At 48.7% G+C, this 16,619-nt stretch carries 14 protein-coding genes; 1 reads left to right on the top strand and 13 read right to left on the bottom strand.

Features of this window, described 5'->3' with window-relative positions; genetic code table 11:
- Window positions 1-147 precede the first annotated feature (147 nt).
- A complete protein-coding gene (locus HUX74_RS05420; protein WP_117599322.1) occupies window positions 148-2,931 on the top strand; it encodes an ATP-binding protein in 2,784 nt (927 codons plus the stop codon).
- A gap of 135 nt (window positions 2,932-3,066) precedes the next feature.
- Here the strand turns inward: HUX74_RS05420 and HUX74_RS05415 are convergent, their stop codons facing one another.
- The 13 genes from HUX74_RS05415 to trkA form a co-directional block, all read right to left on the bottom strand.
- Entirely contained in the window at window positions 3,067-4,506 is a 1,440-nt protein-coding gene (locus HUX74_RS05415) for an NADH-quinone oxidoreductase subunit N (RefSeq protein ID WP_117599323.1), read from the bottom strand.
- A 39-nt stretch (window positions 4,507-4,545) separates the two neighbouring features.
- Window positions 4,546-6,024, bottom strand: a complete 1,479-nt coding sequence (locus HUX74_RS05410) for a NuoM family protein (protein WP_174646331.1) — start codon at window positions 6,022-6,024, stop codon at window positions 4,546-4,548.
- A gap of 51 nt (window positions 6,025-6,075) precedes the next feature.
- Complete coding sequence (gene nuoL, locus HUX74_RS05405) at window positions 6,076-7,989, bottom strand: NADH-quinone oxidoreductase subunit L (RefSeq protein ID WP_174646330.1); 1,914 nt, start codon at window positions 7,987-7,989, stop codon at window positions 6,076-6,078.
- A 58-nt stretch (window positions 7,990-8,047) separates the two neighbouring features.
- Window positions 8,048-8,356 carry an NADH-quinone oxidoreductase subunit NuoK gene (nuoK, locus tag HUX74_RS05400; protein WP_005823972.1) on the bottom strand — a complete coding sequence of 103 codons (309 nt, stop codon included), beginning with the start codon at window positions 8,354-8,356 and terminating at the stop codon, window positions 8,048-8,050.
- 5 nt (window positions 8,357-8,361) lie between these two features.
- Complete coding sequence (locus HUX74_RS05395; RefSeq protein ID WP_005823970.1) at window positions 8,362-8,874, bottom strand: NADH-quinone oxidoreductase subunit J; 513 nt, start codon at window positions 8,872-8,874, stop codon at window positions 8,362-8,364.
- Window positions 8,875-8,904: 30 nt separating this feature from the next.
- On the bottom strand, window positions 8,905-9,408 hold the full coding sequence (locus tag HUX74_RS05390) for a 4Fe-4S binding protein (protein ID WP_117599326.1): 504 nt from the start codon (window positions 9,406-9,408) through the stop codon (window positions 8,905-8,907).
- A 57-nt stretch (window positions 9,409-9,465) separates the two neighbouring features.
- The gene (gene nuoH / locus HUX74_RS05385) at window positions 9,466-10,542 is read right to left on the bottom strand and encodes an NADH-quinone oxidoreductase subunit NuoH (RefSeq protein WP_009037156.1); all 1,077 of its coding nucleotides are present in this window, start codon (window positions 10,540-10,542) and stop codon (window positions 9,466-9,468) included.
- A gap of 133 nt (window positions 10,543-10,675) precedes the next feature.
- Entirely contained in the window at window positions 10,676-12,265 is a 1,590-nt protein-coding gene (locus HUX74_RS05380) for an NADH-quinone oxidoreductase subunit D (RefSeq protein ID WP_174646329.1), read from the bottom strand.
- Window positions 12,266-12,280: 15 nt separating this feature from the next.
- Window positions 12,281-12,862, bottom strand: coding sequence for an NADH-quinone oxidoreductase subunit B (locus HUX74_RS05375; RefSeq protein ID WP_005823959.1), 582 nt, complete (start codon window positions 12,860-12,862; stop codon window positions 12,281-12,283).
- On the bottom strand, window positions 12,853-13,203 hold the full coding sequence (locus tag HUX74_RS05370) for an NADH-quinone oxidoreductase subunit A (protein ID WP_005823956.1): 351 nt from the start codon (window positions 13,201-13,203) through the stop codon (window positions 12,853-12,855). Before HUX74_RS05370 ends, HUX74_RS05375 begins: the two co-directional genes overlap by 10 nt.
- Window positions 13,204-13,315: 112 nt before the next feature.
- On the bottom strand, window positions 13,316-13,687 hold the full coding sequence (locus HUX74_RS05365) for a hypothetical protein (protein WP_117599328.1): 372 nt from the start codon (window positions 13,685-13,687) through the stop codon (window positions 13,316-13,318).
- A gap of 102 nt (window positions 13,688-13,789) precedes the next feature.
- Window positions 13,790-15,241 (bottom strand): TrkH family potassium uptake protein, encoded by a 1,452-nt coding sequence (locus tag HUX74_RS05360; protein WP_117599329.1) that lies wholly within the window; start codon window positions 15,239-15,241, stop codon window positions 13,790-13,792.
- A gap of 21 nt (window positions 15,242-15,262) precedes the next feature.
- On the bottom strand, window positions 15,263-16,603 hold the full coding sequence (gene trkA, locus HUX74_RS05355; protein WP_005823949.1) for a Trk system potassium transporter TrkA: 1,341 nt from the start codon (window positions 16,601-16,603) through the stop codon (window positions 15,263-15,265).
- Window positions 16,604-16,619: the final 16 nt, after the last annotated feature.

Here is a 16,619-nt window from a genome sequence, read left to right as displayed (position 1 = left end):
AAATCTATTACGATTCGGTTACCGCACATTTTTCCGGATTGTTTGTTATCCTTATATATAGGCTGCTTGGGACGAAAAAAGTTTCTAATGGTTGCTTATTAGAGTTTTATGGCTATTTTTGTATCTCAAACCAATATTGATAAATATATGGCTGTTCATCGTGACGATAGTGAACGTTTCCGGCGTCTTTCCATCCTTGGCCGGATAGGTTGGTGGGAGGCTGATTTTTCTTCAAGGCAGTATCTCTGTTCCGAATATGTCTGTAAGTTGTTAGGCTTGGAAGGGGAATACCTGAGCTTTGAGGATTTCGGTAAAATGATACGCGAAGACTATCGGGCGCGTATCAGCCGGGAGTTCCTTGCCATTCAGAATATGGAGGTCTATGAACAGACGTTTCCCATCTATTCTACCGAAGGAGTGGTCTGGGTCTATTCGCGCGTGGGATACAAGGAGTATTTGCCGGATGGTACGTTGAAGGCTTTCGGAGTGTTGCAGCGCGTAGAGATGCCGAAGGAGGAGGCTGCGAAGCAGGCTTTGCAAAGAGTGAACGATTTGCTTTATCGGCAGACCTCAATATCCCATTCCCTATTCCGCTTCCTGAAAGACGAGGATATAAGCGCGGGCATTTACGACATATTGAAAGATATTCTTGATTTCTTTCGCGGCGGACGTGTCTATATATTCCAATACGATGAGATGTGCCGGTACCAGAGCTGCACATACGAGGTGGTGGCTCCAGGAGTGGCTCCTGAGAAAGAAATGCTTCAGGGAGTCCAAGCCGACAGCCTGCCGTGGTGGACGTCACAGATTATGGCACAAAAGCCCGTTCTGCTGGAAACACTGGGGCAACTGCCGGAGCACGCCTATGCCGAATATGAAATTCTGGCGAAACAGAATATAAAGTCCTTGATGGTAACTCCGCTGGTTGCCAATGACCAGGTATGGGGATATATGGGCATTGATTTGGTAGACCGTATCCGAATGTGGACTAACGAGGATTACCAATGGTTTAGTTCGTTGGCAAATGTCATCAGCATTTGCATAGAGTTGCGCAAAACGAAGGATGAGGCTGTGCGCGAACGTACTTTCCTCAGCAACTTGTTCCGCTATATGCCTTTGGGGTATGTGCGGATGTCCATTGTCTGTGATGAAAAGGACAACCCCTACGGGTATTATGTGACAGATGCGAATTCTATCTTTGCCGATTTTCTGGGAAAACCCGCGTCGGCGTTTATCGGCAAGACTGCCTCGTCTTTTTCAAGGGAGGCGGCCCCCAGACTGGAATATCTGCTTGAGATAGTGAACACCGGGACACATAAGGAAATGGACATGTGTTTTGAGCTCACCAACAAGCACTGCCATGTGGTGATATACTCTCCGGAAAAGAATGAAGTGGTGGCGTTATTCCTCGATACGACAGACTCGGTACAGACTCATCTGGCTTTGGACCATAGCGAAAAACTGTTCAAGAATATCTTTGCCAATATACCAGCCGGAGTGGAAATCTATGACAAAGACGGATTCCTGGTAGACATCAACAATAAGGATATGGAGATATTCGGGGTCCGTGACAAACAGGATGTCATTGGAGTGAACTTATTCGAGAACCCGAATGTGTCCGCCCAATTGGCAGAACGTATACAGACCGAGGATATGGTCGACTTCCGCCTGAATTATGCTTTCGACCGGACTGAAGGGTATTACTCCACTTCCAAACAGCCGAAGGATGTGATACATCTTTATACGAAAGTGAGCAAGGTGTATGACAGTAAAGGTAACTTTACCGGCTATGCCATGATTAACATTGACAATACGGAACGGATTGATGCCATGAGCCGTATCTGTGATTTCGAGAATTTCTTCTTGCTTATATCGGATTATGCGAAGGTAGGTTATGCCAAGCTGAACTTGCTTGACCGGAAAGGCTATGCCATCAAGCAATGGTATAAGAATATGGGAGAGGACGAGAATACCCAGTTGGCGGATATTGTGGGGATATATAGCAAGATGTACCCCAGCGACCGCAGAAGGATGCTCGATTTCTTCTGTAAGGCCCGTGTGGGTGAAGCCAAACATTTTCAGGGAGAGATGCGTATTGAGCGTCCGGGCGAGAAGGGGAAATGGAATTGGGTACGTACCAATGTGGTCGTCAATCTGTTTGAACCGGAGAACGGACAAATAGAACTGATAGGAGTCAACTATGATATTACGGAATTGAAGGAGACGGAAGCTATGTTGATTGAAGCCAAAGAGAAGGCAGAAACCGCCGATCGTTTGAAGAGTGCCTTCCTTGCCAATATGAGTCATGAGATACGTACGCCTCTGAATGCGATTGTCGGTTTCTCCAGTCTGATGGGAGAGACCGGGGACATGGAGGAAAAAAGGCGGTATATGGCGATTATCGAAGAAAACAATGACTTGTTGTTGCAGCTGATTTCCGATATACTGGATTTGTCCAAGATAGAGGCCGGGACATTTGACTTTGTGAAAAAAGAGCTGGACGTGAACGTGCTGTGTGAGGACATCGTGCGCTTCATGAAGATGAAGGCTAAACCGGGGGTGGAAGTTCTTTTCGACCGTCATCTGCCGGAATGCCGGATTGTCAGTGACCGTAACCGTTTGAATCAGGTCATAGCCAACTTTGTCAACAATGCCATCAAGTTCACCACTGCGGGAAGTATCTGTGTAGGATATGACAAGGTAGATGAAACTCGTTTACGTTTTTATGTGGCCGATACGGGCATTGGCATCGAGCCGGAAATGCAGGATCAGATATTCGGTCGTTTTATAAAGCTGAATACGTTTGTACATGGTACGGGTCTGGGGCTTTCTATCAGCAAGAGTATTATAGAACAGTTGGGTGGCACAATCGGTGTGGACAGTGAGCCGGGGAAAGGCTCATGCTTTTGGTTTATGCTGCCGGTTGTATAGTATGAAAATATGCCCAAATACACACTCACCACAGATTATGCAGATTAATATAACTCAAAGCTCTTGATTATCAGAACTTCTAAAGATAATTTGTGTCAATCTGCGTAATCTGTGGTGAGTGATGATACCCTCCGGTTATAATCCGAATGAGAACTTATCGATGGATTGATATACCACACTTGCAATGCTCAGTACCACAATACCCAGCGTGCAAATGGCCAGGCTGGCACGTGTATAGTTGTCGCTGCGGAATGCTGCAATCGGTTCGTCGCTCTTGTTGATGTACATTGCCTTTACAATCTTCAGATAGTAATAAAGCGAGATGATTGTATTGATAAGGGCAATGAATACCAGCAGATGGAAGCCGCCTTCGAAAGCTGCCGCAAAGATGAAGAACTTCGAGAAGAAGCCCGCAAACGGCGGGATGCCTGCCAGAGAGAACAGTGCCAGCGTCATCAGGAACGCCAACTTCGGATTAGTGGTATACAGCCCGTTATAGTCTTCAAGTGTGAACTTGCCTGCCCGCAGTGCCACAATCGTGATAACGGTAAATACGGCAAGATTGGCGAACATATATATCAGCACGTAGTATACCAGCGACGTCATACCTTGTGCGCTTCCGCTGATGACACCCAGCATGATGTAACCTGCTTGCGAGATACTGGAGAAAGCCATCAACCGCTTCAGGTTCTGCTGGCGCAGGGCGAAGAGGTTGGCGATTGTGATGGAGGCGATGATAACCCAGTACAGCACTTCCTGCCATTGCTCCACCATCGGAGCGAATACCTTGATGAGGATAGTCATCAGTACGAAAGCGGCAGAGCCTTTAGAGATGACACTCAGATAGGCTGTCACCGTGCTTGGAGCACCTTCGTAAACGTCTGCTGTCCAAAGATGGAAAGGCACCAGTGATATTTTGAATCCCATGCCAGAGAAGAAGAATACGAATGCCATAATCTGCAACGGGTCACCGGTGAGGCGTGCCGGTATGTCGGCAAAGTAGAGAGTGCCTACCGTACCGTAAATCAAAGATAATCCGTATAGCAGCAATCCGCTGGAGAACAGTGCCGTGAGAATATATTTGGCACCTGCCTCGGCAGAGTGATGGCGGTATTTGTCGAAGGCAACCAATGCTGCCATTGGGATACTTGCCGTTTCCAGGCCGATAAAGAACATCAGGAAGTGGCCGGCGGAAATCATGAAGTACATACCCAGCAGGGTGGAAAGTGTCAGAATGTAGAACTCACCTTGTTTGATGGCAGTGTCCGGACGGCGCATCCATTCGTGGGCCATCAGGAATACAATCAGTGTACCTATACTGAGGATGGATTTCACGATGCTTTGTATAGGCTGGTTGTGGTACATGCCGCCAAAGGCATCGGCCATAGGACCGGGAACGATGGTGATAAGTGTATGTATGGTCAGCAGAACAACTGGCAGCATTGTGTTCAGCACCGGTTTGCCGTCATTCTTGTGTGCATCCGGACTCATGAAGAGGTCGGCGACAAAAAGGATGACGATGACCAATATCAGCGAAAGCTCTTCTTTGAGCAGGAGGAATTGAGAATAATCCATGACTATGTATTTATTGTTTTACAATTTTCTATTTACAATTTACAGTGCATTAACTATCGGCAATACGCTGTCTCCAATCATGCCGCTAATCCACCATGGTGCCATACCAAGGGCGGCAACGCATGCTATGAGGATAATGACCGCTGTGCGTTCATCCCAGGTAGCGTCGCTCAAAGTGAGGTGATGTTTGTTAGTGCAGGTGCCATAGAGAATCTTTCCTACCAGTCGCAGGATATAGACTGCTGTAATCACGATGGAACTGCATGCAATGACTGTCCACACGCGGTGGAACGTATCGGGATGCTGGAACGAACCGGTGAAGATGGTCATTTCGGCAATGAAACCGCTGAGTCCGGGTAATCCCAGATTGGCAAGACCGGCGATTACATAGCAGACAGCCAGGAAAGGCATAATCTTCATCAGACCGGAGAGTTCGCGGACGTCACGCGTATGGGTACGTCCGTATATCATACCGATAAGGGCGAAGAACAAGGCTGTCATCAGTCCGTGAGAGAGCATCTGCAGAACAGCACCCGTGCAAGCTGTTTGGTTCATCATCAGAATGGCGAACAACACCAGACCGCAATGGCTGACGGAAGAGTAGGCGTTGATATACTTCAAGTCGGTTTGTACACAAGCGGAGAATGCGCCGTATACTACGGAGATTCCGGTAAGAATCAGGAATATCCATCCCAGTTCCTGTGCAGCTGCGGGCATCAGGTACATGGCTATGCGGAAACAACCGTAACCTCCCAGCTTCATCAATACACCGGCATGGAGCATGGATACGGCAGTCGGTGCGGAGGCGTGACCGTCGGGGCTCCATGTGTGGAACGGGAACAGAGCGCCCAGCACACCGAAACCGAGGAAAGTGAGCGGGAACCAGATACGTTGCTGTTCGATGGGAATATTGTGCATCTGTGCTATTTCCAATAGATTCATAGAGGTGGCTCCGGCACCGTAGTAGATACCCAGGATACCGATAAGCAGGAAGGCGGAGCCGCCCATCAGCATCAGTGTCAGCTTCATGGCAGAGTACTCCTTGCGTCCCGACCCCCATACACCGATAAGCAGATACATGGGAATGAGGGCTACCTCGTAGAACATGAACATGGTGAACAAGTCTATTGAGATGAAGAACCCGAACACACCGATGGAAAGGAAGGTGAACCAAAGGAAATATTCTTTAGTCAGCGGTTGCAGCCTCCAGGAGGCGAATGTTCCGGTAAAGACAATGATGGCCGAAAGCAGCAGCATGGCTACCGAAATACCGTCTACTCCTACCGAATAGTGGATGTTGAGTGCAGGATACCAGGCCATGTCGGCACGGAACAGCATTTCATCCGTGGCACCGGCGTGGCGTGCATTGAGGTACATTACGGTCAATGCTGCAGAAAGAACCAGCAGAGCCGATGCACCGGTCACCATCACCGCACGTATTTGTGCGATGTTGCGGCTGAGCCAAAGACCCAGCAACATCAGCAAGGGGATGAGTACAAATAATGATAAAAAGTTCATCTTTATATTTACGATTTAACGATTTACGATTTACGATTGAAAGATCTCGGGTTATAGCAATAGCAACAGTATCAATGCCAGCGTGCCCAGCAGGAATACAAATGTATATTGCTGGATGCGTCCGCTCTGCAGACCGCGTATCTCGTCACTGGTAGCCTCGGCACTCCAGGCAAGGAAGTTGAAGAAGCCGTCGACCACGTGGCGGTCCCACCAGGCGATGGGGCGGCAGATGCAGCCGAAGATGATGCGGTGGGTGATGAACTGGTAAACTTCATCCAGGTAGAAGCGGTGGTAAGCTGCTGTCCATAGGCCTTTGAAACGGCGTGCCAGTGCGTTGGCAACGGGCTGCCGGCTACCTGCATAGATGTAGGTGGCAATGGCTATGGCAACCACTGCTACGACGATACTTGTACCTGCCACACTCCAATCAAGATGGATGCTATATGCTTCACCGTTGGAACTGATGAAGTGTCCGAAAGGAATGAAACCGGCAACTATCGTAACAACAGCCAGGAGCATCAGGGGCAGGGTCATCGCCAGTGGACTCTCGTGGGGGTGAGGCACGTGGCTGTCGCCCCCATCACTTGCCGACTTTTGTCCCGGCTCTGAGCCAGCCCAAAAGATACCATAATAAAGACGGAACATATAGAATGCTGTCATACCTGCAATCACTGTCATAATCCATCCCATAGTGGGGCTGAACTGGAAGCATGCCGTCAGGATTTCATCTTTGGAGAAGAATCCGGAGAACGGCGGGATACCTGCAATGGCAAGGCAGGCGATGAGGAACGTGATATGCGTAATGGGCATATACTTCCGCAGTCCGCCCATGGCAGACATCTCGTTACTGTGTACGGCATGGATGATGCTACCCGCTCCGAGGAACAGCAATGCCTTGAACATGGCATGTGTGAACAAGTGGAACATGCCTGCCATGTAGCCCAGTCCCCCTTCGTGCGGGTCGGCTGATGTACATACACCCAGCGCCACCATCATGAAACCGATTTGGGAGATGGTGGAGAATGCCAGTACACGTTTGATATCACTCTGCACACATGCCACACTGGCGGCATAGAATGCCGTGAAAGCTCCTACGTATGCCACGATGTGCAGCACGCTGGGAGCATACTCTATGAACAACGGGAACATGCGTGCCACCAGATAGACCCCTGCAACCACCATCGTGGCGGCATGAATCAGTGCACTGACTGGCGTAGGACCTTCCATGGCATCGGGCAGCCAGATGTGCAACGGGAACATGGCACTCTTTCCGGCGCCACCGATGAACATCAGTCCCAAGGCAAGCGGAATCATGGCCGCACCGCCCTTTGCCAGCGCCATCTCATTGGGGCTGAAGGTGTATGTGCCGGCATAATATCCATAGACAAGGATACCTATAAGGAAACCTAGGTCAGCAAAACGGGTAACGATAAATGCTTTCTTCGAAGCAGCAATAGCTGCGGGTTTCGTATAGTAGAAACCAATCAGCAGATAGGAGGACACGCCCACCAACTCCCAGAAAAGATACATCTGGAAGATATTCGTAGCCACTACCAGTCCGAGCATGGACATGGTGAAGAGCGACAAGAAGGCGTAGTAGCGCTGGAAACCGCGTTCGCCCTTCATGTAACCGAAAGAGTATATGTGTACTAGCAGCGAAACGGTGCTGATGACTACGAGCATCATGACCGAAATCGGGTCAAGCAGAATGCCCATGTCGATACTGAGGCTTTCTGTGAAGGGCAGCCATTTGAAGTTATAGGACATCAGCGTCTCGTACGTACCGTCAGCAAGGCGGGGAGCGCTGAAGTACATTCCTGCGGTGAGATAGGAAAGCACTGCGACCAGGCCCAGTACTGCAGTTCCGATAAGGCCGGCAATGCGGTGCGACATCCATTTACCTCCAAGTCCCAGGGCGAGGAAAGAGAGGAAAGGGAGCAGAAGGATTAATATTGTATATTCCATATATACTATGTTTATCAATTATTACTATTCAAGAAACATCGTTTGGCGATTTTGGCTCTTACCATTTCATCTCATCCAGTTTGTTCACCTGGATGCTGCGGATGTTACGGTAGATGTTGATCATGATGGCAATGGCTACAGCCGTTTCGGCCGCCGAGATGGCAATGGAGAATAAAGAGAAGAAATATCCTTCCAGTCCTCCAGGGAATAAGAAACGGTTGAACACCGCAAAGTTGATGTCCGTGGCATTCAGAATCAGCTCGATGCTGATAAGTATCGCCAGTGTGTTGCGGCGGGTAAAGAACCCATAGATGCCTGCGAAGAACATGATAGCCGAAACTATCAGATAATATTCCATGTGTATCATAATTCTTATCTTTTACGTGCTATTAATAATCCGCCTACGATACATGCCAATAATAAAATGCTGACAGCTTCGAAGGGAAGCAGATAACCATACTTGTCACCGCTCAGCATGTGGTGACCGATGGTCTTGATGTTGACTTCCAAAGGCTCCACGTCGGTAGTGGCAATGAACTTATGCTTTAAAGTGATGAATACTACGATGATGGCACCGCCCACGGTGGCACCCAGTCCGGCAAGGAATCTGCTACGCTTTAACTTCTCGATGACATCGCCTTCGCCACTGGTAAGCAGTATGGAGAAGACGTAGAGTACCACGATACCGCCGGCATAGACCATAATCTGCACGGAACCGAGGAAGGTGTAACCCAGCAGAAAGTAGATGCCTGCCGTACCGAAAAGCACGAACAGCAGGTAGGTGGCCGAGCGCACCATGCGGTGGGTCGTTACCGTCAAGATGGAAAATACGGTGATAAAGGCCGCAAGGAAGTAGAATACTACTGTTTCAAGAGTTATTTCCATGTTGTTTAATTACAAGTTACTATTAACGAATTACTTTGTTGTCTCTTCTTTGGGAGCAGCGGGTTTCTTTTTTTCTTCTACATGGCTGCCCGGACGGTTCAGCGTCATGACCAGTTTCGTGCGGTCGAACACAGCATGCTCAAAATCCTGGTCGAACGTGATGGCATCGTGAGGGCAGGCATTCACACAGAGTTGGCAGAACATGCACGAACCGAGGTCGTACTCGTACTTAGCCAATATCTTCTTTTTCTTGCCGTCTTCCGTTTCAATCATCTCGCCGGTCACCTTGATGGTGTCGTTGGGACAAGCCATCTGGCACAAGCCGCAAGCCACGCACCGATGTTCATTTTTGTCATTATGGGGCATGGTCAGCGTGCCACGGAAACGGTCGGAGAGTTTCAATGTCGAGCGGTTTTCCGGATATTGTTCGGTAGTCTTTCGTCGGCAGAATACGGTCATGGTTGTCTTCATACCCGTCAGCAGAGAAGTGACGCCGTGTATGAGTCCGCCGATATAAGAGTTCTTTTCTTTCATTACTTTTGCCTTTATTAAAATTATCCGCAAGGAAATCTTGCTCCGGCGCTACGCCGGTTAGAAATGCAATTTAAATACTACAATTAATACCATCAAAATCAAGTTCACCATAGAGATGGGTACCAGGTACTTCCACTCCAGATTCAGAATCTGGTCAATACGCAGGCGGGGGAAAGTCCACTTTATCCACATCAGCAGGAAGACTACGAAGAAGGCCTTTCCGAAGAACCATACAAAGCCCGGAATGTAATCCATCACTGCGTTGAAGCCGTCCAGACCTACGATGTGTAGCGGCATCCAGCCTCCCAGGAAGATGGTGGCTGCCACGGAGGCTACGATAAACAGATTCAAATATTCCGCCAGATAGAAGAATCCGAAGCCCATACCGCTGTACTCCGTATGGTATCCGGCAGTCAACTCGCTTTCGGCTTCGGGCAAGTCGAAGGGACCACGGTTGGTTTCCGCATTTCCGGCAATGAGGTAGATGATGAAGGCTATCAATGCAGGGATATGTCCCTTGAAGATGAACCAGCCGTCAGCTTGTCCTTCTACTATTTCGGAGAATTGCATGGTTCCCATCAACACTACCATTGTCAGTATGCTCAATCCGCAGGACAACTCGTAGCTGATAATCTGCGCACCGCTTCGCATGGCTCCAATCAGCGAGAATTTATTGTTGGAGCTCCAGCCTGCCAGCAGGATACCCACTACGCCGATACTCGATGCAGCCAGCAGGAAGAACACTCCTACATTGAAGTCCAATACCTCCAATCCCTTGTTGATGGGCAGGCAGGCAAATGTCAGGAAAGAAGCGATGATTACCATGAACGGTGCCAGATTGTAGAGGAACCGGTCAGAAAATTTCAAATCAATGATTTCCTTCGTCAACATCTTGATGACGTCGCAGGGCACTTGGAGCAATCCCCATTTCCCCACGCGCATCGGACCGAGGCGGCATTGGAAGAAGGCGCATATTTTACGCTCCATGTAAATCAGGATGATGGCAAGCACGGCATACATCAAGATGATGCATACGCCAATCACCACGCATTCGAGGAATATTGCCAGACCTTCCGGCATCAGGGAAGTCAGCATCTGGTGTATCCAGTTGGTTACTATACTAAAGTCAAACACGTTGTTCATTTACTATTTACTATTTACAATGTACAATTTACGAGGCGCTTTTTGATTTACAATGTACAATTTACAATTTGGCTGCGCTGTAATTCCGCATGGTAAATTGTGAATTGTCAAATCGTAAATTCTTTTATCTATCAATATCTGGTACTACATAATCTAATGTTCCGCCAATGGCAATAAGGTCGGCGATTTTAGCTCCGCGGCAAATCGTGTTTACGGTCGATACCAATGGCAAACCCGTACTGCGGAAGTGCAGGCGGTAAGGCGTTTTGTCACCGTGGCTTTCGAGGAAGACGCCGAATTCACCGCGGCTACCTTCTACGGCTGCATAATAAGTGCCTTCCGGTACGCGGATAATAGGTTTCATCTTTTCCTGGTAGGCTCCTTCCGGGATGTTGTCTATCAGTTGCTCGATAATCTTCAGGCTCTCCAAAATTTCATCCATACGGATAAGGTAGCGTGCCCATGAATCACCTTCGGTGCGGATGACTTCTTTAAAGTCCACCTTGTCATATACGGCATACGGCATACGCTTACGCACGTCGCAGGCCCATCCGCTGGCGCGTCCGGTGCCTCCGGTAGCTCCAAAGGCGATGGTATCTTCCCGTGAGAGTATACCCACACCTTTCAGACGTTGCTGGGCAATGATGTTTCCGGTGAATACGTCGTGATATTCGTGTAGGATACCGCGGAGGTAGGGGATGAACTCCTTCACTTTCTTTACGAAGCCGGGAGCAATGTCCGCCTGCACGCCACCGATGGTGTTGTAGTTCATGATGAGGCGTCCGCCACAAGTTTCCTCAAAGATGTCGAGTATCTTTTCGCGGTCGCGGAAACCGTAGAAGAAGGCCGTTAATGCACCCAAGTCCATAGCAAGACAAGAGTAGAACAGCAGATGAGAGTCTATTCGCTGCAACTCGTCCATAATGGTACGTATGTACTGCACGCGTTCACTAACTTCCACGCCCATTGCCTTTTCGATACACATGCACAAGGCATGGCGGCTCTGGTGTGCCCCCCGATAGTCCAGACGGTCGGGCAGAGCCAAAGTCTGCGGATAGGTCAGGCTTTCGCACATCTTCTCGATACCCCGGTGGATGTAGCCGCAGTTGGCATCAATCTTGTCGATGACTTCACCCTCCAATGATACACGGAAGCGCATTACGCCGTGGGTGGCCGGATGTTGGGGACCGATGTTCACCACATATTCTTCATCACCAAAAAGTTGCATCTCCTTATTTTTGATGCTACCGTCGGGATTCAGCTCCAACTCCATGGTGGTGTCTACCGTTTCTTCGTTGTCCATACGTAACGGATTATCTTTTTCCGGTTCATTGTCCTTACGCATGGGATAGCCTACCCAGTCATTGCGCAGATAGAGTCGGCGCATATCCGGGTGACCGATGAAAACGATACCGTAAAAGTCGTAGACTTCGCGTTCGTTGAAATCCGCAGCTTTCCAGATATCGCTGACGGAAGGGAGTTCGGGATGTTCCCGGTTTAGAGTGGCGGTACGTACCGCTATCCGTTCGCCGGTAACGGTAGATTCCAACAGATAGACTACACCGAGTCCGCGGGGAGTGTCCGGTGTGTCTTTCTCGTCGGGTATTCCCCAATCCATACCGCTGAGGCATTCCAGAAAGTCCATCTGTTTCTCTTTCCGCAGACGCAGCATTTCGTCGTGCAGGGCTGAGGGCTCTATGTATTTTATTTCCATATATTTAAGTGCTGATTAGTGGTTTTCTTCTTTTCTGTTTACTCCACCGAAGTATTTTTCTATTTTCACTTTACGCTGCAATTGCATCATGCCGTAGTAGAATGCTTCCGGACGCGGAGGGCAACCGGGAATGTAGACATCCACCGGCAGAATCTTGTCCACACCGTTCACCACATGATAGGATTTCTTGAACGGGCCTCCGCTGACGGCACAGCCGCCTACGGCTACTACATATTTTGGATCGGCCATCTGGTCGTAAAGACGTTTCAGAACGGGAGCCATCTTGTTGGTTATTGTCCCGCAAACCATAATCATATCTGCCTGGCGCGGACTGGCACGGGCTACTTCGAACCCGAAGCGCGCCATATCATAGCGGGCTGCGCCGAGGGCCATGAATTCGATACCGCAACAGCTGGTTGCAAACGTAAGAGGCCACAGTGAGTTGCTGCGTCCCCAATTGACGAAATCGTCCAGTACGCCAAGGGCAACATTGGCGCCTCCGGCATTAAGTTCCCGAACCAGTTTCTCCAACGTTTCGTTGTCTGTAAACTCCTCATAAGGGATAGATTTAATTTTCGGCTTCTTTGTTACTTCCATTCCAAAGCTCCTTTCCTCCAGGCATAAGCAAGACCCAGAATCAATATAATCAGGAAAAATAAAACACTGAAAAGTCCTGCCACGCCAAGTTCGCGGGTGATGACTGCCCAAGGGAACAGAAATACCGTTTCCACTTCGAACATCAGGAACAAGATGGCAAACAGATAGTAACCTACCCGGAATTGCATCCACGATTTACCGCGGGTAGGGATGCCACACTCGTACGGTTCCATCTTCTGTGCATTGTACGAACGGGGTGCTATCGCATTGGAGAGCGCGATGACGATACCCACGAAAGCGATTGCCGTCAATAAGACGACCACTAACAAAGTAAAGTTCATAAACCTGATAAGATTTTAGATATATAATAATAGATACATCGTACCAGAGGACAAAAAACTGAATGTTGTCCGGGGCGAGGTCAAGGGGCAAGCATTTGCGCTTGCAGGCCTTCTAAATGATAATCTTTCTTAGTCCGAACACATAATAGTTTGCGTCGGGTACGGGATGAGGAGACAGATTTAACAAACGGTCGCATTCCGGTGCATAAGCATACTGCTGCATCTTGTAGATGTACATGCGCAGGAGTACGTTTTTATTGGTTGGTACTTGCGTATGATCCACATGCTCTATGCAGAGGGAGTTTGGTGAAAACAAGTCGTAGAACTTCTGGACTACTTGTTGGGTGGTAGGAGCTTGTGACAGCGTACAGCATTCTGCTTGTCGGGTGGCAGGAACACACAAAATGTCCGCAACTCCTATTGCACTGTCGTGCAATAGGGCTGCAAAGATAATGATTAAACAGTATTTGATGCATTGCTTCATACCACAAATCTCTCTTTCAAGGGCGCAAAGATATAATAAGTCTTGCTCATTTTGCTATCCCCGCATAACAAAAATGGTTATTTTTACACTTTTTATCCTAAATCAATTTCGTTTCCAGAAATCAGGTGTGAAAAGCAGTAGTACGGTGAATAACTCAAGACGTCCCAGAAGCATTAAAAGGGATAATAGCCATTTAGCTGCATCGGGCAGGGCATTCCACGAATAGGCAGGTCCGGTTTCACCCAATCCGGGTCCCATATTACCGATGCTGGAAATAACGCAGCCTATTGACTCTTCAGCTCCGACTCCCATAGTCATCATAAGCAGTGTGCTGATAACTATAATGGTGATATAAATAAAGCAAAAAGCCAGTACGGTGGAGACAATGGAGGAAGATATGACTTGCTTGTTTATTCGTACCGGAAGTATGGCATTGGGGTGTAGGATGTGTTTGAATTCGTTCCGTGATACTTTGGTAAGAATTACCATACGTATGCATTTCAAGCCTCCGGTGGTACTGCCTGCACACGCTCCCATCAGCATGATGATGGTAAGCAGGCCCCATAGGACGGGCGACCATTGCATGTAGTCATCCGTTGCAAAGCCGGTGGACGTATGAAGGGAAATTACCTGGAACAAGGATTTGCGGAAGGATTCTTCCATCCCCATGGGACTGGTATAATAGAGCGCGATGGCTATGACTGCAGTGAAAAATACGACTGAGCTGAAATAGAATTTCAGCTCGGCGTTGCTGATGAATTTCTTGAATTTCCGGTTGACGAACAATAATACTAAAGTGAAGTTGATACCGGAGATAAACATGAAGATGGAGATGACATATTCTATATAAGGAGAATTATAGTAGGCAACGCTGGCCTGCTTGGTAGAGAATCCACCGGTGCCGGTAGTGGCAAATGCATGGCAGATGCTGTCGAACCAGTCCATGCCTCCAAGCATCAGCAGGCAGACAAGTAAAGTGGTTATGCCGGTATAGATGCTCCAAATCCACTTGGCGGTGATACCGATACGCGGATGAACCTTGTCATGTGTGGGGCCGCTTGCTTCGGCTGCGAATACCTGCAGACCACTGACTCCGAAGATAGGAAGCACTGCAATGGTGAACATGATGATTCCCAAGCCGCCAATCCACTGTGTCATGCTGCGCCAGAACAGTATTCCATGAGGAAGTGACTCGATGTCGTCCAAAATAGTGGCACCCGTACTGCTGAAACCGGACATGGTCTCGAAGAATGCATCGGCAATGTCGGGTATGTATCCGCCTATATAGAAAGGCAGCATTCCGAAAAGAGAGAATGCCACCCAGGCAAAGCTGACCAGTACATATCCGTCACGGCGCGTCAGTTGCCGTTCACCTCCTTTACCGAGAGCTGCCAGCAATAAGCCTATCCCTGCTGTGATACCTCCTGCTTTCCAGAAATCGAGCATATCGCTTTCTCTGTAGTAGAAAGACACGCTCGAACAGACCAGAAACATGACTGTTTCCAGCAATAGCAGAATACCGATAATCCGTATGATTGTCTTGAAGTTAATCATTTACCAACGACTCATTCTCTATTAGTTAAAGTATTTTTCGATTTTCTTAATCATCATGTTTAGACAGAATACCACCACATGGTCACCCGGTTGTATCAAGGTATTACCCATAACCACGACGCCTTCCCCCTGACGGATAAGTCCGCCGATGGTGGTTCCTTTCGGGAGGCCGAGGTCTTTTACCGGATGTTTGGTAATCTTTGAGCCGGCCTTAACGGTAAATTCCGCTACATCGGCATTGGCAAAGGTCAGGCATTTCACATTGCTGACGTCCGCATCCAGCATCATCTGATAAATGTGGCTGGCGGCAATCATCTTTTTGTTGATGACAGTGCCGATGTCAAGGCTTTCAGCCATGCCTATGTAGTCTATATTCTCCACTTCTGCTACGGTTTTGCTGACTCCCATGCGTTTGGCGGCAAGGCAGGCTAGAATATTGGTCTCCGAATTGCCGGTCAAGGCAACGAAGGCTTCCGTGTTTTTCAGTCCCTCTTCCACAAGTAAGTCCATATCCCGCCCGTCGCCATTGATAATCATGGTGCGGTCGTCAAGCAACTCGGTCAGACGGTTGCAGCGGTTCAAGTCGTTGTCCACGATTTTCACCTGCATGTAGTCCGGGACGTATTGGGCGGTGCGTACGGCAATTCGGCTTCCACCCATAATCATTACGTTGCGCACATCAGCATAATCTTCCTTGCCAGCTATTTTGCGGATGTAGGGGACGTATTTCCTGATGGTGGTAAAGTATACGATGTCATGTAGCTTGATGGTATCGTCACCGCGGGGAATCAGTGTCTCGCTTCCCCGTTTGATGGCTACCACGTGATAGGGCAGCTCCGGTCCGCCCAGTTTGTGGAGAGGGATGTCCAGTATCTCGGCTTTTTCGCGTATTTTGGTGCCTATCAGTATCAAGGCGCCTCCGCAGAATTCCCACCATTGGCGTACCCAGCTCATGCGGATGGAGGATACGATCTCTTTGGCGGCAAGCATTTCCGGGTAGATGAGTGAATCGACACCCAGCTTCTGGAAAAATTCCTTGTTTTTGGGCAGCAGGTATTCGTAGTTGTCAATGCGGGCTACGGTCTTCTGTGCTCCCAGATTGTTTGCCAGCATGCATGCGGTCATGTTCCGGCTTTCATCAGGGGTGACGGCTATGAACAAGTCGGCTTCTCTCACTCCCACTTCTTTCAAGCCTTTTATGGATGTAGGGGAGGCCGTAGCCGTCATTAAGTCAAAGTTGGAGTTTAGGGTGCTCAACTTTTCTTCGTTGTCGTCCATCAGAATGATGTCCTGCTTCTCGCGGGACAGCAATTTAGCCAAGTGTGTGCCTACTGCGCCGGCACCTGCAATAATTATTTTCACTTTTAATTAGTTGATA

The organism is Bacteroides sp. Marseille-P8574, from assembly GCF_902825465.1.
Lineage (GTDB): Bacteria > Bacteroidota > Bacteroidia > Bacteroidales > Bacteroidaceae > Bacteroides > Bacteroides uniformis.
Note: the sequence above shows the minus strand (reverse complement) of the source record. Positions and strands in the feature narration are given on the sequence as shown.